This is a genomic window from Ferrovibrio sp. (assembly GCF_041906005.1).
Classification (GTDB): domain Bacteria; phylum Pseudomonadota; class Alphaproteobacteria; order Ferrovibrionales; family Ferrovibrionaceae; genus Ferrovibrio.
The window spans coordinates 115,753-134,092 of record NZ_JAYRJY010000001.1; the positions used below are offsets into that span (position 1 = coordinate 115,753).

The window sequence follows — 18,340 nt, forward strand, 5'->3', positions numbered from 1 at the left end:
GGTTCAGACCACGCCGTGCTGGCGCACGTCCAGCCGCACGATTGCCTGCTCCAGCGCCTCGCGGTCGGTCAGGTAATAGGTCTTGTCCTTGCGGGTCATCTGCCCGCCATGCAGCAGGTTGGCCAGCACGCGCGCCACGGTTTCGCGGGTGGTGGCGGCGCGGCGGGCGATCTCGTGCTGCTTGGGCATCGGATAGATCAGCCAGCCATCGGTATTCAACGGGTCGCGCCGCGCCAGCTTCAGCAATTCGCGATAGACGCGCTGGATCGCCCCCAGCGTCGCCAGATCCATGATGCGTTCGTTGTTGGCGCGGATGATGGTTGTCAGCCGCCGCATCACCTTCAATGCCACGGCCGGTTCGCGCGCCAGCAGGGCCTCGAAAGCCTTCGGCGGCAGGGTGGCAAGGCGGCAGGTGGTCTGCGCCACCACGCTGGCGGAACGACGCTCGCCGTCGATGGCGGCGATCTCGCCGAAATAGCTGCCGGCAGACACCAGGGCATAGGAGATCTCGCGGCCGTTGCCCGAGAAATTCACGACCTCCACCGTGCCCTCCACCACGAAATACACATCGCGGCTGTCGCTGTTGCGGTCGAGGATCTGTTCATGCGAGGCAAACCGGCGCCACTGGCAGGCCCGTTCCACCTCGGCGCGCGCCGCGGGGCTCAGGTCGCACAGCAGGTCGATCTTCTCCAGGCTGTCGGGTGCCGATAACGCGGCCGCCCGGCCCCTGCCGGTGGTCTTGACGGTCTCTTCGGTCATTGGATCCCCCTTGCCGCAAAACCGGCGGCAAACGGCCGGGGCAGCCAGCCTAGCGGGCGGCTCGCCCCAATGCCGCAAACAGATTGAGCAGCATCTGCTTCCGGTCGAGATTGACCGATTCCCCGCGATCGAGCAAGCGACCGAACTGTTCCCAGTCCTCGGCCCAGCGTTCCGGCCCCTGCCAGGTCGCCAAACGGCGGGCCAAAGCCGTCTCGCCCGGGAAGATTTCCGCCCAGCCGGCCCCGCCGATCCGGTCGGCGGCGGCGGCACGGGCCAGCCGCGCCAGCCACCAGCGGAACAATTCGGTCATCAGGTGGAATCCCGCCCCGCTCTTGTCGCGGTTGATGGCATCGCCGAAGGCATGCAGCTTGGCGATATCGGGTTTGGGCAGTTGCCCCACCATGTCGAGCAGGCCATGCAGCAGTTTCAGCCCGCCCTGCGCCGCCAGCATCACGGCGCGGCCCGGCGAACCCTCTGCCAGCACTGCGAGGCCACGCCGCTCGGCCGCATCCAGATCGGGCAGCAGGCGATCCAGCGCCGGCAGCAGAGCCCCGTCATCGAGTGGCTTCAGCGCCAGCCGGCGGCAGCGCGAACGGATGGTCGGCAGCAGGCTGCCCGGCGCATGGCTGATCAGCAGCAGGATCGCGTTGGGCGGCGGCTCTTCCAGGATCTTCAGCAATGCGTTCGCCGCATTCACGTTCATGTCGTCGGCGGCATCGACGATACACACACGATAACCGCCCTCGGCCGCCGTCATGCCGAACCGCTCGTTCACCGCGCGCACATCCTGCACCACGATGTCGCCGCGCCAGCGCTCGGCCTTGTCGTCCCAGCTGCGTTCCACCGTGATGAGGTCGGCATGGCCCGCACTGGCGATGCGGTGGAAGATCGGATGCTCTTCCGGAATCGCCAGCGTGTCGGGCAGAACCGGCGCATCGCCAAACAGGCTGGGGCCGCTGTCGATGGCGGAAGCCGGACCATGAGCCAGCAGGAAACGCGCGAAACGGAACGCCAGGGTCGATTTGCCCACGCCGCGCGGCCCGGTGATCAGCCAGGCATGCGGCAGCCGGCCCGAGGCCCATGCCTCGAGCAGGGCTTTCTCGGCCGCGGCATGGCCAAACAGCACGGAAGCATGGCGCGGCCCCCAGGTCGCAGCCTGTTGCGGATCGTGACCACTCATGGCTTCAGACTAAACCGCGCCACCACGACCTGCCACAGCGCCACGGCCACGCTGTCCACGTCGCGATCGGCATCGATCAGGTGGCAGCGCTGCGGTTCGCGCGCGGCGATGTCGCGGAAGGCGTCGCGCAGCTTTTCATGGAAGTCGCGGCCCATGCGCTCATACCGGTCTTCGGCGGCCTTATGGCCATGCATGCGCTGTTTCGCCCGCGCCAGCCCGGTTGCCACCGGCAGATCGAGCACCAGGGTCAGATCGGGTGCGAAATCGCCCAGCACCAGTTTGTGCAGCGCGGCCACCACGTCGCGTCCCACGGCGCCGGCATAGCCCTGATAGGCCATGGTGGAGTCAGCGAAGCGGTCGGAGATCACCCAGGCGCCGCGGCTCAGCGCCGGTTTCACCGTCTTTTCCACATGGGCGCGGCGCGCGGCGTAATGCAGCAGGGTTTCGGTCATGGCATCCCAGCGGTCGGGCTCGCCGGTCACCAGCAGGCTGCGGATCGCCTCGGCCCCCGCCGTACCGCCGGGCTCCCGGGTCAGCAGCGTTTCGATGCCGCGTTCGGCCAGCCGGTCTGCCAGCAGCCTGATCTGGGTGGACTTGCCGGCGCCCTCGCCGCCTTCCAGGGTGATGAAGCGCCCGGGAAAGCTGCTGGTCACTGCTTCTTCGCGCCCCACAGCAGATAGCCGACCGCCGCGCTGATGCGGCCGGTGAAACCAAGCTGCTGCACATCCGCGCCCGCCACCAGCGGCAGTTCCAGCAGCGGGCCATCCTTGCCGGCCACGGTGAGGGTCGCCACCGGCGTACCCTTGACGACAGGCGCCGGGATCGGATTGTCGTAAGACACCGTCACCTTCACGTTGTTCTTGGTCTGGCGCGGCAGGGTCAGGGTCACGTTCCGGTCGATGATCAGCGGAATGCGCGCCGCATCGCCCAGCCAGATATCGGCCTCGTCCACCACCGCGCCGGCGCTGAACAGCTTGTAATTGTCGAACTGGCTGAAGCCCAGTTCAAGCAGCCGCTCGGACTCGCGGGACCGCTCGTTCATGCTCTTCAGGCCGTTCACCACCAGGATCAGGCGGCGGTCGCTCCGCTTGGCCGAAGCCGTCAGGCCGTAACCGGCCGCATCGGTGTGGCCGGTCTTCAGGCCATCGGCGCCGATATCCTTGTACAGCAGCGGATTGCGGTTGCCCTGCGTGATCGGCTTCCTGGTCACCTGGTCGACGCCGTAGGTGAACTCCTTCTCGGAGTAGAAATGGTAATACTGCGGGAAATGCCGGATCAGCTGCTTGGCCAGGATCGCCAGGTCGCGCGCCGTGGTCAGGTGCTGCGGATCGGGCCAGCCCGAGGCATTGCGGAAGGTACTGTTCTTCAGGCCGAGCGCGCGGGCGCGGTCGGTCATCATCTCGGCAAATCGTTCCTCGGTGCCGGCGACGCCTTCGGCCAGCACCACGCAGGCATCGTTGCCCGACTGGATGATCACGCCGCGCAGCAGGTCTTCCACCTTCACGCGGCCGCCCAGCGGCACGAACATCTTCGAGCCCTGGATACGCCAGGCCTTCTCGCTGACCGGCAGCATGTCGTCCAGGCGCAGCTTGCCGGCGGCGAGCTGCTCGAACACCATGAAGGCCGTCATCAGCTTCGACATCGACGAGGGCGGCATCAACTCGTCGGCATTCTTCTCGAAGATCACCGTGTCGGTGTCGGCATCGATCAGGATCATCTGCCGCGCCACGGTTTCAACCTGTCCCAACTGGGCAAAGGCCGGGCGGGTCAGGCCCGCCGCCAGCACGGCGGCAAGGCAGAGGGCGGCAAACTTATTCAACGACGATACGCGCATTGGTCTGTCCGTTACTGAGTACTTGCTGCAAGGCCTGGTCGGCGGCGGTCACCTGGTTGAAGGGACCGAGGCGAACCCGGAAGAATTCCTGCTTGTTGACGAAGGTGGATGTCACGTTGGCCGGGCCGATCAGCGACATCTGGGCGGCCAGCTTGTGCGCATTCTCGTGCAGGGTGAAGGCCCCGACCTGCACATAGATCTGGCCGCCGCGCGCCGGGCCGATATCCACTTTCTGCTGCTTCAGGTCGGTGGAGGCGACCTCGACCGGCTTGGCCGCGACCGCCCCTTCCGCCGGCCGCTGCGCGGCGAGGATCTGCATCGGCGACGGCTGGCCTTCGGCCGGTTTGGTGATTTCCGCGGTTTTGCCCTTCACACCGGGCGGCGGCGGCAGGGCTTCGGCCGAGACGCCGCCACGCGGCGCGGCGGCGGGGCGTTCGTCTCCGCCGGCACTGCGCGAGGCCACCATGGTCGGCGCCGCTTCGCCACCCAGCGGAGCCGGACCGATATATTGCACGCGCACTTTCGCGGTGCCCTGGCGCTCGTAGCCGAGGAGCTGGGCCGAGCGGCGCGATAGGTCGATGATACGATTATTGGCATAAGGGCCGCGATCGTTCATGCGCACCACGATCGAGCGGCCGTTTTCCAGGTTGGTAACGCGGACCAGCGAGGGCATCGGCAGCGTCGGATGCGCTGCCGTCACTTCGTTCAGGTCGAAAACCTCGCCATTGGCGGTCTGCTTGCCATGGAACTGCTCGCCATACCACGAACCGATGCCGGTCTCGTCGTAATTCGGGTCTTCCTTGGGGTAATACCAGACGCCATTGATCTGATAGGGATTGCCGACTTTGTAGATGCCGCCCTTGCCCGCGCCCGAAGCCTGGGAATCACCCCCCCGGATGACCGACTTGGCGGCATGGTTGAACAGGGTGGTTTCGGCGCAGCCGGCCAGCCCGAATGTGGCGGCGAGGACCAGGCCGGCCAAGCGGGCACGCGTCGGCCAGGCGGTTCGGGACTCCCCCCGACCCCCCAGGATCAAGCAAGGGATGGCGTGCCGACGACGGTGCATGGTCTATATGTGGTGCATATTAACCGTCGCCCAGCCGGTCGGCAAGCAAACTGACGGTCAAAGCATAGTGATGGGCGCAGTTATAGCGCAGCACCGAACGGTAATTGCCATAGACCAGGAAGGATGCCCCCCCGGCCCCGTCCGGCTGCACCAGGGCGCCGGAAATCTGGGCCTTGGGCAGCTCGCCCCCATCGGTACGGCGCAATCCCAGCTTTTCCCATTCGGCAATCGGCAGGTCCCTGGTCATCTGGTCGATGGCGCGGCAGCCCGACTTGCCCTCCCGGGCCAGTTCCCCCAGCCGGGCCTGCAGCGCCGGAGGCACCTTCACCTCGCGGCCCCAGGTCTGCGCCGTGTTCCAGCCCGCCTTGGCTAGGTAGTTGGCGATGGAGGCAAACACGTCGGCGCGGTTGTTCCAGATATCGCGCTTGCCATCGCCGTCGAAATCTTCGGCATAAGCCAGATAGCTGCTGGGCATGAATTGCGGCTGGCCCATGGCGCCGGCCCATGAGCCTTTCATGGTGGCGAAATCGATATAGCCGCGATCCAGCATGGTCAGCGCGGAAAACAATTCGTTGCGGAAATAGCTCGACCGGCGGCGATCAAAGGCCAGTGTCGCCAGCGAGTGGAACAGCGGCACATCGGCCTTCACCGCACCATAGCGGGTCTCAATCCCCCAGATCGCCAGCACGAAACGCGGCTGCACGCCGTAACGCTGGGCCACCTGGCGCAGCAGGGCCTGCTGCTCATCGCGCAGCTTCTGCCCGCGCGACACGTTGGCCGGCGTGATCACGCGGTCGCGATAGGTGGCGAAATTGAGCTTGAACTCAGCCTGGTTGCGGTCGCGCTCAATGATGCGCATCACCGGCTGAACATCGGCCAGCGCGGTATTCACCACATCCGACTTGATGCCTTTTTGCAGCGCTTCACTGCGCACCTCAGCCAGAAACGCGTCGAACTCGGCGCGATTGAAGGCGATCGGTTCGCTCGGCTGGCCCGCAGGCGCGCCCGGCGCGGTCGCGGCGACATTCTGCGTGGGGACGCCCGGAGCGGCCTGCGGCACGGCCGCATCCGCCGGCTGGCCGGACTGCCGCATGCCGCAGGCAGCGACCACCAGACCGAGCACCACCGCGCCATACCGCATCCGCCGCATCATCCCGCCTCCGAATCCACACATCATTCTCACTCAGGGGTGTTACCCCGCGCCGCGCGCGGGGCCAAGACCTAACCTGTGATATTTCGCGTCTTGTCCTCTGCTGGCCGCGGCGGCAGGAAATCCTGCGTCTGTCCGGTCAGCCAATAGACCAGCAGGCCGATCCATTCCTTGCTGAGCGGCGTGAGGCTCGAGACAGCCCGCAATGGCTGGAACGCGAAGCCCCGCGACGCCCCGGAGACGTAATCGACCGGATAGGGCAAGACCGGCCAGCCGACCGCATTGAAGCAGTTGACTGCCCGCGGCATATGCCGCGCCGACGTCACCAGCAGCCAGGTTTCACCCGGCACCGGCCGGGCGATCTCCCTGGCAAACCGGGCATTCTCGATCGTATTGCCGGCCTTGGCGTCGTATTCGACACGGGACGGCTCCAGTCCCAGCAGGGCAAAGACCGCGGCGGCCACATCCGCCTCGTTACGGCTGCGGCCTTCGGCGGCAACCGCTGCCCCGCCGGTGAAAACCAGCCGGGCATCCGGATAGCGGCGCGCCAGGGCGGCGAAGGCGATCAGCCGGTCGGCATCACCATTCACCTCCGGCCAGCCATGGGTCGCAAAGACACCGGGTTCTTCCGCGCCACCCAGCACCACGATGCCGGCGATGCGCTCGGGCAGCGTGGGAACCGGGAAATACCGCTCCAGGGGCGAAACCAGCCAATCGCGCGGCGGAAACATGCCCAGCAGCACAAACACGCCCAGCATCGCGAGGCCAAGGCCGATGCCGAAGCGACGACCGCGACGCCACCACGACAACAGCAACGCCAGCGCCAGCAGGGCGAAGAGCAGATTGCCGGGATTCAGAAATCCCCACAGGATGGTATTCAACGTGGCTGACATGACTTTCCGGCAGGCCGATTCGGCTGGCGATGCGTAAACAGTGACATTGCCGGCACGGATGGTAAATTTCCGTTAACCACCTCGCAGTTCAGGCCACAGCATGACCGCCCTCGCCTCGCTATCGCTTACCGGCCGGCTGGCCGCCCTGATCGCCGCACGGCCAATCACGCCGCAGGACGAACGCGCCGCCGCGCTGTTCACGCTCGATGCCATGGCCAATGCATTGGCCGGCCGCAGGACCAGACCCGGCGCGATCCTGCTCGACTGGGCCGCCGCCGAGCCGCTGACCACGGGACGCGAGGCGCTGCTGCTCGGCGGCCTGACGCACATCCTGGAAGTCGACGACCTGCATCGCGCCTCCGTTGTGCATCCGGGCTGCGTGGTGGTGCCGGCGGCTTGGGCGCTGGCGCGGCGGCGCGGCATTCGCGGCCGTGCTTTCCTCGCCGCCGTGCTGCGTGGCTTCGATGCCTGCTGCCGTGTCGGCATGGCGGTCGGCCCGGCGCATTACAAAATCTGGCACAACACCGCCACCTGCGGTCCCTTCGGTTCGGCCTATGCCGCCGGCGACCTGCTTGGTCTCGATCATGCGGCGATGACCGATGCGCTGGGCAATGCCGGCACGCAATCTTCCGGCCTGTGGCAGTTCCTCGCCACCGGCGCGATGAGCAAGCACCTGCATGCCGGCCGCGCCGCCGAAGCCGGCCTGCTGGCCGCCGATCTGGCATCGCGCGGTTTCTCGGGTCCGCCGCAGATTCTGGAAGGCGAGAAAGGCTTCTTCAAGGCCACCTGCGCCGATCCGAGACCCGAGCGGCTGCTGGCCGACGCGGACGCGCCGTGGCAGCTCACGCTCACCTCGATCAAACCCTGGCCCAGTTGCCGCCACACGCATCCCACCATCGATGCCGGCCTGGAGATCGCGGCCAGGATCGGCAACCGCCCGATCGAACGCATTCATGTCGTCACCTACCAGGCGGCGCTGGATGTCTGCGACCGCGTGGTATCGAACAGCGAATACGAAGCGAAATTTTCCCTGCAGCACACCGCCGCGGCAGCGTTGACGGACGGCAGGGTCGACTTCGCCAGTTTCGACGCACCGGCGCGGGCACGGCTGGCCGCCACGGCCGCCACGGTCAGCATCGAGGCCGCCAAACCCTTCAGCACCCGCTATCCCGATGCCTGGGGGGCGCGCGTCACCGCCTGGCTGGGCGACGGCGCCACCATCAGCGCCGAGCGCGAACATGCCTATGGCGATCCGGAAAACCCGCTGGATGAATCCGCCATGCGGGCCAAGGCCGCGATGCTGCTGGAATATGGCGGCATCGCCCAGCCGCAGCGTTTCATCGATGCCGTTTTCGCCATGGCCGAAGACGCGCCGATACCGGAGCTGCCGCAATCCGTGCTATAAGCGTCCCGTCATGTACCGTCGTCTCGTTACCTTGCTGATCCTGCTTGCCGCACCGGCCTCCTGGGCGCAGGCGCCGAACCAGGGCAATCGCGGGCCCGGCCCCTGCTTCACGCCGAAGGAAGCCCAGGCCGAGGCGGAGGTGCGCACCGGCGTACAATTGCGCGAGATCCTGCGCCGCTGCGTGCAGATCGATCCGGCCGGCCAGGGCTCGCTGGATGACTGGTACGCTTTTGACCAGGAGAATGCCGACCGCCTGCGCGCCGCCGTCGATCTGCGCCGCCAGGCCATTGCCCGCATCTATCCGAACCGCAGCCAGGCCGCCCAGTGGGAAACCGATTCCATCGTGGCGACCATGAAGGCCGTGCAGGTGAACGAAGCCGTCTGCAAGGCCACCTATGATGTGATCGAGCGCATCAAAAAGGACAAATGGAAGGGCTTCGAATATTACGCCAGGCTGCAGACCAACCTGCTGGCCAACGAACTGCCGCTTTGCCGCCGCTGAAACAGCGGCGGCCATTCGCATCCCGTCCCGCCATTCCCTGCTGGGCAGCCGGACGTTCCGGCCTATAATCCAGGGCAGCACACCGTTCTGATCCCGAGGTGACTGCCATGCGGCATGGTCCGGTTTCGCGTCTGGTGGTTTTGTGTGTCGCGCTTCTTGCCCCGGGCCTCACCCTGCTGCCCGCACCGCTGCTGGCGGCCTGCCTCGGCGCCGTCGCCAGCCGTCCCCCCACCCAGATCATGCCGGCCCAGGTCATGCCGGCCAGCTATCGGCCGGCCACCGCCGAGGTCAACACGGCCCGCATCACCTTTATCGGTCACGCCACTTTCCTGATCGAAAGCCCGCAGGGCGTTTCGGCTGCCACCGACTACAACGATTACATCCGCCCGCCGGTGCGGCCCGACATCGTGACGATGAACTATGCCCATACCACGCATTTCACCGACAGCCCGGAACCCGGCATCGTGCATGTGCTGCGCGGCTGGACGCATCAGGGCAAACCGGCCCGTCACAATGTGCAATACAGGGACATGCGGGTGCGCAACGTGCCCACCAATCTGCGCAACTATGGCAGCGGCACGGAATACGACGGCAATTCGATCTTCATTTTCGATGTGTCTCAGCTCTGCATTGCCCATCTGGGCCACCTGCATCACAAGCTGACGCCGGGCCATCTGGCCGACCTGGGCAAGATCGATGTGCTGATGGTGCCGGTGGATGGCGGCTTCACCCTCAACATCTTCGACATGCAGGAGGTGATCGCACAGATCGGCGCGCCGCTGCTGATCCCGATGCATTATTTCAGCGACAGCACGCTGGAGCGTTTTCTGGTCCGCCTGCGCGACAGCCACGAGATCCGGTTGAACGAAGGCCCCAGCCTGGTGGTTTCGCGCGCCGCCCTGCCGAAAAAGCAGACCGTGGTGGTGCTGCCTGGTCCTCATTAAACTTGGCCCATTAAACGTGGTGCTCATTAAGTCCGGCCTCATGATCCGGTGGCCCGCGGGCTGCGTATAATCGGTTATGCCCCCGTTAGCCGGATATCATTCATGACCGCGTATAGCCCCCTGTCCTCTTCCACGAACCGCGCCTGGCTGAAAACCGGGGAACACCGGGATTTGCCGATTTCGGATCTGGTGACCTATCCGCTGTTGCGGCAGGCCACGGCGCTGTGGCAAGCCGAGTTTGACGCCGCCGGACGCCTGCCGGCCCGGCTCGATCCGCTCACCCTGCCGCGCGACCTGCTGCCCTACGTGATGCTGCTCGACCTGGAACAGGCCGGCCAACGCGCCTGCCTGCGCATCCGTCTGGCCGGCACCGAGGTCTGCGCCAAGCATGGCCGCGAGATGAAGGGCCTGACCACCGACGATTTCTTCCATGCCGACGATGCCGATGCCGTGGTGACCGCCGCCCTGACGGTGGCCGCCAGGCGCCAGCCCTCGCTGGCCCGGCGCAGCTACATCACCATCAACGACCGCGTCTGGTCGTATGTCAGGCTGATTCTGCCGCTCAGCCGCGACGGCGAGACGGTCGACAGCTTCTTCAAGGTCGCCGACCCGGCCAGCATGCGCGCCCTGTCGGCCTGACGCACCGCCTGACCTAGGCCGACCTGGGCCGGCCGGAGGGGCGGGGTACGGGTTGACGGACCCGCCCGCCGCGCCGTATCACCGCCGCACCCGCACAAGGATGGGTGGCCGAGTGGTTTAAGGCAGCGGTCTTGAAAACCGCCGTACCGGGAACGGTACCGTGAGTTCGAATCTCACCCCATCCGCCAAGCTGGCCGGCTTTTGCCCGCCACCCAGGAGACAATCGTGGACGTGAAAGACAGCAACGGCAACCTGCTGGCCGATGGCGACAGCGTCGTGCTCACCAAGGACCTGAAGGTGAAGGGCGCCAATACCACGCTCAAGCGCGGCACCGTGATCAAGAACATCCGCCTCACCGCCGACGAGGAAGAGATCGAAGGCCGCACCGACAAGGTGAAGGGCCTGGTGCTCAAGACCTGTTTCGTGAAAAAGGCCTGAGCCTACTCTCCAGCTACTCTCCGGCGCGCACGCAGTTCCGCCCGGCCTGCTTGGCCTGATACAGCGCCGCGTCGGCACGGGCGATCAGGCCCTGCATGTCCTCGGCCGCCGAGAGGTCAGCCCGCTGGGTCCTCAGGGTTTCTGCCGCTTTTGAGAACCTGACGGTTTTGGAACCATTATGGTCGGATCGCCGCGTCCGCCATACACAAGTATTCGCCGCGCCGCGCATCCAAAAAGCTCCTCGCTTCCCGGCCGGAACCGCTAGAATAGCGCCAAGAGCTGGCCCCGACGGATGGGGGATGGGCATGGCGGAATCTGCGCAAAACATCAAAGCTGCTCTTCGCGCGGCGTCACCGCCATTCATTCTTACATTACTCATGGCCGCAATCGCATGGTGGATCAGCCATACGGTGGACCGGATCACCAGCGCGCCGACCGTCAAATACAGCCTGGAAGAAGGCAGGGACAACAGTTGCCATCCGTCGCCATGCCTTACCGTCACTTTCAGAATCCATAACCTGTCCGACACGCTCTTCGAAAATCTGGTTTTCAACATCGAACCGGCGAATGCCGAAACGAAATCCAGACTTGAAGGGGCGACGCCGATCACAGAATCTCCTGCTATGACGCCACAGGTGGTCGAAGCCAACAACGCCTTCACTGTGGCCTTCAGCCAGCTTCACCCAGGCGCGAAAGCAACGGTTTCCGCGAGGATCAGCGAACTCACCCCGATAGTTGTAACCTTAATCAACTCCGACAAGGCCATTAACCTGGTGAAACCATCCATCGAAACCGTGTTCGTCGAGTGTGAAATGTGGCTGCTGCTGGCCGGTCTGATCGGGATGGGTGTCCTGACCTTCTGTGTATTAAGGAGGAAATAACATGATGCGCGCTGCATTCGGTCTGCGTTTACTTGCTGTCGGGGCGACCCTGGCTTGCATCTGCCAATCCGCACCTGCCCAAGCTATCGAGATCAGCCGGATCGAGATTTACGACGACCAGCAGCGCCCCATGCAGGCAGATGTCTATCTGATATCGCCCAAGCAAGGCGACACCCCTGTGCGTCTCGGCGTAACCAATTCCGATGGATTTCGGGAGTGGTCTCCTGCCAGTCAGTGTCCCCCCGGATATCGCCTGCGGCTGCAGGCCGTTGCAGGCCGATACCTGCCGAAGGACATTGAATGCGACGAAGCCAGGAATCCGATGAAGGAAAAGCTGTCGGCGTGGAAAACGGTGGAGAAACTGGGGCGCAACTTCGAAGAAGCAATGAAAAACGGCGACACAGGCGCCGCGCTGATCATTGCGAACGACCTTGCCTTCCGTCTGGCCCATCTTTCGATTGAGATCATGCGCGAACAGAGCAAGCTGGCGGAGCAGGCAAACGAGCCTGCCATCAAAATGCTGCTGGACCGCGAAATCGTTGCCCGCACCTCCAAGCAACCGGAAAAAGGCAGCGGGCTATGGTCGTTTCAGGCATATAAGCTGGCAGGTGATCTACTCAAGATCGAAACGCCGGTTATATATGACACCCAAAAATATAAATTCGTGATGAGCCAGGATATGGCCGATCGCATCATGACCTTCCAGGCCGGCAATCAACTCCCGGTAAACGGCAAGCTCGACTACAATACAGTTCAGAAGCTGACCAAGAGTCAGATCGGCAATTTCATACAGTAAGATTCATCTCCTCCGACCGCACGCGGTTTCGCCCGGCCTGCTTGGCCTGATACAGCGCCGCGTCGGCGCGGGCGATCAGGCCCTGCATGTCCTCGTCCGGCCGCAGCACGGCCACGCCCACGCTGACCGTCGCCGGAATGGCGCGCCCCTCGAAACTGAAGCCGGCATTCTCCACGGTCTGGCGGATCGTCTCGGCCACGCGCTCGGCATTGACCAGATCGCAGTTGCGCAAGGCCACCTGGAATTCATCGCCGCCCCAGCGGCAGATGATGTCGGAGGCGCGCAGGCTGGCGCGGATCGCGTTCGCCACGCCGCACAGCACACGGTCGCCGGCCAGATGGCCGAAGCTGTCATTGACCGTCTTGAACCAGTCGACATCGATCATGATCGCGGCCACCGGCTGCGCCAGCCGTCCGGCGTCGCGCACGGCCTGCTGCAGCAGGATATCGAAGGCATGCCGCGTCGCCAGCCCGGTCAGCTTGTCGGCCGCCGCCGTCGCATCCAGGCGTTTCTGGAACCGCGTGAGCGTCACCCACAGGGCCAGCAGCACCAGCACGGTGACCAGCAGGCAGATCGCGAGATTGACGTACAGCGCGTTGCGGATTTCGGCCAGGTCGCCATCGGCATCCTTCTCGACCAGCAGATACCAGCCCAGTTCGGGAATGAAGCGCACATTGAGAAACCGGGTGTGGCCGAGATAGTCGTATTCCAGGCTGCGGGTTTCGGTGCGCGACCATTGCGGCATCAGCCGGCCGAGATCGCCACGATCGGCAACCCTGTCTTCCGGCACCGCCTCGCCTTCGCCGATCAGCACGATGCGGCCAGTCTGGTCGGCGAAATAGACGGTGCGGCCGAAACGGCGCTGGTAATCGTTGATCAGGCCGCGCACGGCGTTGACCGTCAGGCCGATGCCGGTGGCGCCGATGAAATTGCCCTGGTAATCCAGCACCCGGTAATTGATGAAGATCGTCATCGCGTCCTGGTTCGCCAGATCGGGATCGACATTGATCTCGTAGGGCGCCGTCATCTGCCGCACGCGGAAATACCATTCGTCGCGCGGCTCGGTTTCCAGCACGGATTTCAGCACGCTGTCGGCATGGTAGTAGCGCCGCGTGCGTTCGGAGACGAAGAAACTGGTGAAGGCGCCATAACGCTGCTTGATGTCGTGCAGATACTGGATGATGCGGGTTTCATCGCCCTCGCCGTCCAGCACCCAGTTGCGCAGGAAGGTATCGGTGGCCATCACCGACGAGATCAGGATCGGCTGGATCAGATCCTTCTGGATTTCGGAATAGATGTTGTCGGAGGTCAGCGGCAATTCGGTGTCGATCACCGCATGGCGCAGGGATTGCCGCGAGACGAAATAACTGGCCAGGGAGGTCGCCAGGAAACCGCCGATCAGCAGGACACTGACTATTACCACCAGCCGCTGCCGGTCCATGCCGCCGTAATTCATAGGCCCTCTGCCGCAATCAACGCATATGCCGGGCGAAATTACCCGCGCAACGAGTGTTTAGTACAGAGACAGGGGCGTGTTTTTGATTTGGGTCAGAAGAAAAAGCTGAAAACGAAGCGGGCGCAAACAACTGAGAGGAACAGACCGAACAGAACCTCCAGTTTCCGCTTGGGCAGGGCATGGGCCAGGCGGGCACCGATCGGGGCGGTCCAGATGCTGGTCGGCACGAACAGGATGAAGCCGATCACCGAGACATAGCCGAGCGCCAGCGGCGGCTGCAGGGCGACGACATCGGGGAAGTCCGCCGCTTTCGGCCAGCCGGCATAGATGTAGCCGAGGGCGCCGGGGATCGAGATCAGCACACCCAGGCCCGACGAGGTCGCCACCGCCTGGTGGATCGGCCGGCCGTAGAAAGTCATGAACAGGTTGGAGAGCTGGCCGCCGCCGATGCCCATCAGCGACGACAGCACGCCGATCAGCACGCCATAGGCGCGCATGACGGAGTTGCCGGGCATGGTGTCGCTGATCTTCCACGACTCCCGGCCGAACAGCAGGCGGAAGGCGGAAATCCCCGCCACCACCACGAACACGCCCTTGAACACATCGGCCGGCGCGAAGCGGGCCACATAACTGCCCAGCACCACGCCGATGATTACCGGCAAGGCCCAGATCTTCACGATCGACATGTCGACGGCGCCCTTGCGCCGATGGGCATTGAAGGAGCGGATCGAGGTGGGAATGATCACCGCCAGCGAGGTGCCGACGCAAAGAGGCATGCGCACCTCTTCTGGAATGCCGATGATCACGAACAGCTCGTAGAGCACCGGCACCACCACGGCACCACCGCCAACGCCGAACACCCCGGCCAGGATGCCGGTGACGGCCCCGGCCGCCAGCAAAGCCACGGCCAGCCAGGCCAGTTCGGAAAACGGGATGCCGAAAATCATGGGAAACTCGCCGGTCGGGACAAAGACAAGGAACGGAGACAATGGATGGCACCGGCGCGGATTCGCCTCCGGCAACGCCCGGATTGTCGGCGTTGTGCCGGCCAGGGGCAACCCTCAGTGGAAGCCTGACCCCTAAAATTTGCATACAATTATCAATGGCAGGCTGTTTTCAGGGCATGCTGCAAATGGCGTCAGCGCAAAAAATCATCAAAACCGCGCTTGCGATGAATCAATGCGCGCCATGCCCATCGCGGTAGGGTGTTCATGCCCTCCCGATGGAGGGTGGGAGGTGCCCATGCTGAGCTATGAGGATTGCCTGGCCTTTTGCCGGCTCACGCAGGCGGAAATCGAGGCCATCGCCGAACATGAGCATATCCCCCAGATCGTCGCGGCCGAATTCGGCAACTACCTGCTCGCCGCCCCCGATGGCGGCATGCGGATCCGCCGGATCATCCTCGACGATATCGCCGCCGCCAGGGCACGCGGCGATACTGCCCATGCCCTGGCGCTGAAACTGATACTGTCTGAGTTCGTTAAACGTTATCCGCCGAAAGGAAAGGCCGTCCATGACTCTGAAGACCATTCGCCTTGAGCTGGCCCGCAACCCCGATTTCCCCGAGGGGAGTGCCGCGCATGGCTATGATCTGAAGGCCCCGCTGGATGCGGCCGGCCATCTGGACGCCGACGCCTGGCGCACGCAGCGGGCGGAATGCCGCGTGCGGCGCTTCTGGGCCGGTGAAGGCGACCGCAACGGCGAGCTGATCCATACCCGTCAGGGCTGGGCATTTTCCTACGAACCGGGCGATGCGGATGATGAGGCGATCTACAAGCTGGACCGCCATCTGTTCCGGACCGGCGAATACGTCACGATCACCGAGCCGGACGGAGACTACCACACCTTCCGGATCGCCAGCGTCAAATAAACGCCGGGATGCCGAAAGGCTGCGACATCACACATTGTAGGGGATATCGGGGAATGCTCGATGATGCGCCGGCGGGTCACTGCATCCCGCGTTACGGGCGGCGATCATCGTGGTCTTGACGACCTGTGAGTAAGATAGGCGCTTTGGTCCGGCATTCAAGCCCGCGATGCGCAGGTTATCGAGAATTCACATTCTTGCCTTATTTCGGCATCTGGCGCTGCCTCGTTGCAGGCCAGATGCCGGGATTGACAGGGCGGACTCCTGTCCTTTCTATGACTGGGCAATGATGTTTGCCCAGAGCGGCAGGCGATCATGCTGACCGGGTCCTCTGCGGACAATCCACGCCGCATGCCCTTTCAGCCGGCCTCCTTCCGCTCTGCCAACCCGCATTGCGCGGCATGCCGGCGGCATGCCGTTGCTTGACTATGCCGATCAGGAGTTTCCTATGGCGAATGGTACTGTGAAGTGGTTCAACAACACCAAAGGCTATGGCTTCATTCAGCCGGATGCCGGTGGCGCCGACGTATTCGTGCACATCTCCGCGGTGGAGCGTGCCGGCCTGTCGACCCTGAACGAGGGACAGAAGCTGGAATACGAACTGGCGACCCAGAAGGGCAAAACCTCGGCGGTCAATCTCAAGCCACTCTGATCGCTGCGCGACAGGAACACTCGGAACGGCGCCCCTGTGGCGCCGTTTTTGTTTGTCTACTCTCGTTTCTTTTTGATTTCCCGCTGCCCGCACGCCGCTTATAGTTGTTTTGTCTAGGGAGGGGATGGTCAGAATGACAGGTCCCAATATCGGCCTTGTCCTCGATCCGGATCTTGGTCACCTGCTGCCGACCGCGCAGGACCTGTTGACCTATTGGCAGGCCAACCGCAGCGTCAATGGCCTGCCGGACCGCACCGCTTTTGACCCGATCTCACTGCGCCGCTATCTCGGCAATCTGGTGATCGCCGATATCGAACGCGACGATCACACCCGGGTGCGTTACCGCTACCGCCTGATCGGCACCGATCTGGCCGAACGCAGCGGCCGCGATGCCACCGGCCGTTATTTCGAAGACATTTACGACCCGATATCCCTTGCCGAGATGAAATATTGCTTCGGCTGGGTGGCCGAGCATAAACGGCCGGCCCGTGTGTTCGGGACGTTCCGCCACGCCAATCGTGCGTATCAGGGCTTTGATGGCCTGTTTCTGCCCATCGCCACCGACGGCGGAAATGTCGTGAACCAGGTGATCGGCTACGTCGTGCCGACAGGCTGAGAAACCCGGTCGCGCCCGAACACCTCCTGCGGTTCCGGCAATCCGCGCAGGGGATGGAAACCCAGAGACACCAGCCCCTGCCCCGCGCCGGCCGCCTTCGCGAAGGACGCCGAAACCACAAGGCTGCGATCCAGCGAGGCACAGAGGTTCTCCAGCCGCGCCGCCTCGTTCACCGCCGGCCCGATCAGCGTGAAATCCAGCCGCGTCCCGGTGCCGACATTGCCATACATCACCTCGCCGCGATGCAGCGCGATATCCAGCGCCAGCACCGGCTGGCCTGCCTGATCGCGCGCCGCATTCAGCGCGGCGACGGCCTCCTGCGCTTCGTCAGCGGCCGCCAATACCGCACGGCAGACCGGCCCGGCATCCTGCCCCGCCTGCAACTGGAAACTGGCCAGCAGGCCATCGCCGAGGAATTTCAGCACCTGCCCGCCATGCCGTTCGATGGCCGGCCCCAGACAATCGAAATACGCATTCAGGGTTTCGGTCAGCGGCTCGATCGCCAGCCGGTCAGCCAGCGCCGTGAAGCCGCGCAGATCGGCATACAGGATTGCGGCGTCGATCTTCTGCGCCATGCCGCGCCGGATCGCACCGCTGAGCACACGGTTGGCGGCATCGCCGCCGAGATAGGCCGCCGTCACGTCGCGGCTCAGCCGGGTCAGCATCGATGCCTTCATCGCCAGGGCCAGCAGCGGCACCAGCCGGCGCAGGCGGGTCACATGATCGTCGCTGAATCCGCCGGGCCGGATGGTGGTGAAGGAAGCGATCATGCCGATGCCGGCGAAGCGGTCGGTGACGAACAGGCCCTGGTCGAAGGTCCAGCCGAAATTATGCGCCTGGGCGAACCAGTCGGTCAGGCCCTGCTCGGCGAATTCGGCGAAAACAGGAAAATCATAATGCGCGGCAGGCCCGCTCAGGCGCTGGCGCATTTCGGGCACGGTATTCGCCAACATGTGGCGCAGCGGGCTGGCGCGCCAGGCTTCGGGCTCATCGGTCGGATCACGATGGGGCATGGCATCGTTGCCGACCAGCCCGCCCTTCTCGACCCATGTATAGCCACGGGCCCGAACCAGGGGATGCAGCGTCGCGATGCCGACGAACACACGTTCCAGCGGAATGCCGGCCTCCAGTACATGGCTGCAGAAATCGGCGACCAGCATGTCGGGCGAAACATCGTCCAGCCCGGCCTTGACCAGCCACATCGCCACGGGGATATCGCTGGGCGGCATGGCATCGGTATTGGGAATCATCATGGCACCACC

21 protein-coding genes and 1 tRNA gene are annotated in these 18,340 nt (G+C 64.4%); 12 read left to right on the forward strand and 10 right to left on the reverse strand.

Annotation, left to right across the window (positions count from 1 at the left end):
* Window positions 1-3: 3 nt before the first annotated feature.
* From ACE3OO_RS00610 to ACE3OO_RS00640, 7 genes are all read right to left on the reverse strand, one after another.
* Window positions 4-759, reverse strand: coding sequence for a Crp/Fnr family transcriptional regulator (locus tag ACE3OO_RS00610; RefSeq protein WP_374298623.1), 756 nt, complete (start codon window positions 757-759; stop codon window positions 4-6).
* A 49-nt stretch (window positions 760-808) separates the two neighbouring features.
* The gene (locus tag ACE3OO_RS00615; RefSeq protein ID WP_374298627.1) at window positions 809-1,939 is read right to left on the reverse strand and encodes a DNA polymerase III subunit delta'; all 1,131 of its coding nucleotides are present in this window, start codon (window positions 1,937-1,939) and stop codon (window positions 809-811) included.
* The gene (gene tmk, locus ACE3OO_RS00620) at window positions 1,936-2,592 is read right to left on the reverse strand and encodes a dTMP kinase (RefSeq protein ID WP_374298630.1); all 657 of its coding nucleotides are present in this window, start codon (window positions 2,590-2,592) and stop codon (window positions 1,936-1,938) included. Before tmk ends, ACE3OO_RS00615 begins: the two co-directional genes overlap by 4 nt.
* Window positions 2,589-3,773 carry a D-alanyl-D-alanine carboxypeptidase family protein gene (locus ACE3OO_RS00625; RefSeq protein WP_374298631.1) on the reverse strand — a complete coding sequence of 395 codons (1,185 nt, stop codon included), beginning with the start codon at window positions 3,771-3,773 and terminating at the stop codon, window positions 2,589-2,591. The genes tmk and ACE3OO_RS00625 overlap by 4 nt, the downstream gene beginning before the upstream one ends.
* Complete coding sequence (locus ACE3OO_RS00630) at window positions 3,751-4,755, reverse strand: septal ring lytic transglycosylase RlpA family protein (RefSeq protein ID WP_374298633.1); 1,005 nt, start codon at window positions 4,753-4,755, stop codon at window positions 3,751-3,753. The genes ACE3OO_RS00625 and ACE3OO_RS00630 overlap by 23 nt, the downstream gene beginning before the upstream one ends.
* A gap of 103 nt (window positions 4,756-4,858) precedes the next feature.
* Complete coding sequence (locus ACE3OO_RS00635) at window positions 4,859-5,992, reverse strand: lytic transglycosylase domain-containing protein (RefSeq protein WP_374298635.1); 1,134 nt, start codon at window positions 5,990-5,992, stop codon at window positions 4,859-4,861.
* Window positions 5,993-6,060: 68 nt separating this feature from the next.
* Window positions 6,061-6,882, reverse strand: a complete 822-nt coding sequence (locus ACE3OO_RS00640; protein ID WP_374298638.1) for a YdcF family protein — start codon at window positions 6,880-6,882, stop codon at window positions 6,061-6,063.
* Between the two features lie 100 nt (window positions 6,883-6,982).
* Between ACE3OO_RS00640 and ACE3OO_RS00645 the strand changes: the two genes are divergently transcribed.
* The 8 genes from ACE3OO_RS00645 to ACE3OO_RS00680 all read left to right on the forward strand — a co-directional run bounded on the left by ACE3OO_RS00645 (window position 6,983) and on the right by ACE3OO_RS00680 (window position 12,487).
* Window positions 6,983-8,287 carry an MmgE/PrpD family protein gene (locus ACE3OO_RS00645; protein ID WP_374298641.1) on the forward strand — a complete coding sequence of 435 codons (1,305 nt, stop codon included), beginning with the start codon at window positions 6,983-6,985 and terminating at the stop codon, window positions 8,285-8,287.
* Window positions 8,288-8,297: 10 nt separating this feature from the next.
* Complete coding sequence (locus ACE3OO_RS00650; RefSeq protein WP_374298644.1) at window positions 8,298-8,789, forward strand: hypothetical protein; 492 nt, start codon at window positions 8,298-8,300, stop codon at window positions 8,787-8,789.
* 107 nt (window positions 8,790-8,896) lie between these two features.
* Window positions 8,897-9,733 carry an MBL fold metallo-hydrolase gene (locus ACE3OO_RS00655; protein WP_374298646.1) on the forward strand — a complete coding sequence of 279 codons (837 nt, stop codon included), beginning with the start codon at window positions 8,897-8,899 and terminating at the stop codon, window positions 9,731-9,733.
* A 102-nt stretch (window positions 9,734-9,835) separates the two neighbouring features.
* A complete protein-coding gene (locus ACE3OO_RS00660; protein WP_374298648.1) occupies window positions 9,836-10,372 on the forward strand; it encodes a PAS domain-containing protein in 537 nt (178 codons plus the stop codon).
* Window positions 10,373-10,470: 98 nt separating this feature from the next.
* Window positions 10,471-10,560, forward strand: a tRNA-Ser gene (locus ACE3OO_RS00665).
* Window positions 10,553-10,810 (forward strand): alkylphosphonate utilization protein, encoded by a 258-nt coding sequence (locus ACE3OO_RS00670; RefSeq protein ID WP_374304643.1) that lies wholly within the window; start codon window positions 10,553-10,555, stop codon window positions 10,808-10,810. Before ACE3OO_RS00665 ends, ACE3OO_RS00670 begins: the two co-directional genes overlap by 8 nt.
* A 95-nt stretch (window positions 10,811-10,905) precedes the next feature.
* The gene (locus ACE3OO_RS00675; protein ID WP_374298651.1) at window positions 10,906-11,691 is read left to right on the forward strand and encodes a hypothetical protein; all 786 of its coding nucleotides are present in this window, start codon (window positions 10,906-10,908) and stop codon (window positions 11,689-11,691) included.
* Window position 11,692: 1 nt separating this feature from the next.
* Window positions 11,693-12,487: a hypothetical protein gene (locus ACE3OO_RS00680; protein WP_374298653.1), complete on the forward strand. Its 795-nt coding sequence runs from the start codon at window positions 11,693-11,695 to the stop codon at window positions 12,485-12,487.
* On the opposite strand, the gene ACE3OO_RS00685 is transcribed toward ACE3OO_RS00680, so the two are convergent.
* Both ACE3OO_RS00685 and ACE3OO_RS00690 read right to left on the reverse strand, forming a co-directional pair.
* Window positions 12,477-13,943, reverse strand: a complete 1,467-nt coding sequence (locus tag ACE3OO_RS00685; protein WP_374298655.1) for a diguanylate cyclase — start codon at window positions 13,941-13,943, stop codon at window positions 12,477-12,479. The two genes, ACE3OO_RS00680 and ACE3OO_RS00685, sit on opposite strands and share 11 nt — an antisense overlap.
* Window positions 13,944-14,035: 92 nt before the next feature.
* Window positions 14,036-14,890, reverse strand: coding sequence for a sulfite exporter TauE/SafE family protein (locus ACE3OO_RS00690; protein WP_374298658.1), 855 nt, complete (start codon window positions 14,888-14,890; stop codon window positions 14,036-14,038).
* 295 nt (window positions 14,891-15,185) lie between these two features.
* On the opposite strand from ACE3OO_RS00690, the gene ACE3OO_RS00695 reads away from it, so the two are divergent.
* The 4 genes from ACE3OO_RS00695 (at window position 15,186) to ACE3OO_RS00710 (ending at window position 17,078) form a co-directional block, all read left to right on the forward strand.
* Window positions 15,186-15,482 carry a hypothetical protein gene (locus tag ACE3OO_RS00695; protein WP_374298659.1) on the forward strand — a complete coding sequence of 99 codons (297 nt, stop codon included), beginning with the start codon at window positions 15,186-15,188 and terminating at the stop codon, window positions 15,480-15,482.
* On the forward strand, window positions 15,457-15,813 hold the full coding sequence (locus tag ACE3OO_RS00700) for a hypothetical protein (RefSeq protein WP_374298661.1): 357 nt from the start codon (window positions 15,457-15,459) through the stop codon (window positions 15,811-15,813). Before ACE3OO_RS00695 ends, ACE3OO_RS00700 begins: the two co-directional genes overlap by 26 nt.
* Before the next feature lie 445 nt (window positions 15,814-16,258).
* Complete coding sequence (locus tag ACE3OO_RS00705) at window positions 16,259-16,462, forward strand: cold-shock protein (RefSeq protein WP_374298662.1); 204 nt, start codon at window positions 16,259-16,261, stop codon at window positions 16,460-16,462.
* A 133-nt stretch (window positions 16,463-16,595) separates the two neighbouring features.
* A complete protein-coding gene (locus ACE3OO_RS00710) occupies window positions 16,596-17,078 on the forward strand; it encodes a PAS domain-containing protein (RefSeq protein ID WP_374298664.1) in 483 nt (160 codons plus the stop codon).
* Here ACE3OO_RS00710 and ACE3OO_RS00715 read toward each other — a convergent pair.
* Window positions 17,057-18,331 carry an adenylate/guanylate cyclase domain-containing protein gene (locus ACE3OO_RS00715; protein WP_374298666.1) on the reverse strand — a complete coding sequence of 425 codons (1,275 nt, stop codon included), beginning with the start codon at window positions 18,329-18,331 and terminating at the stop codon, window positions 17,057-17,059. The genes ACE3OO_RS00710 and ACE3OO_RS00715 overlap by 22 nt on opposite strands.
* Window positions 18,332-18,340: the final 9 nt, after the last annotated feature.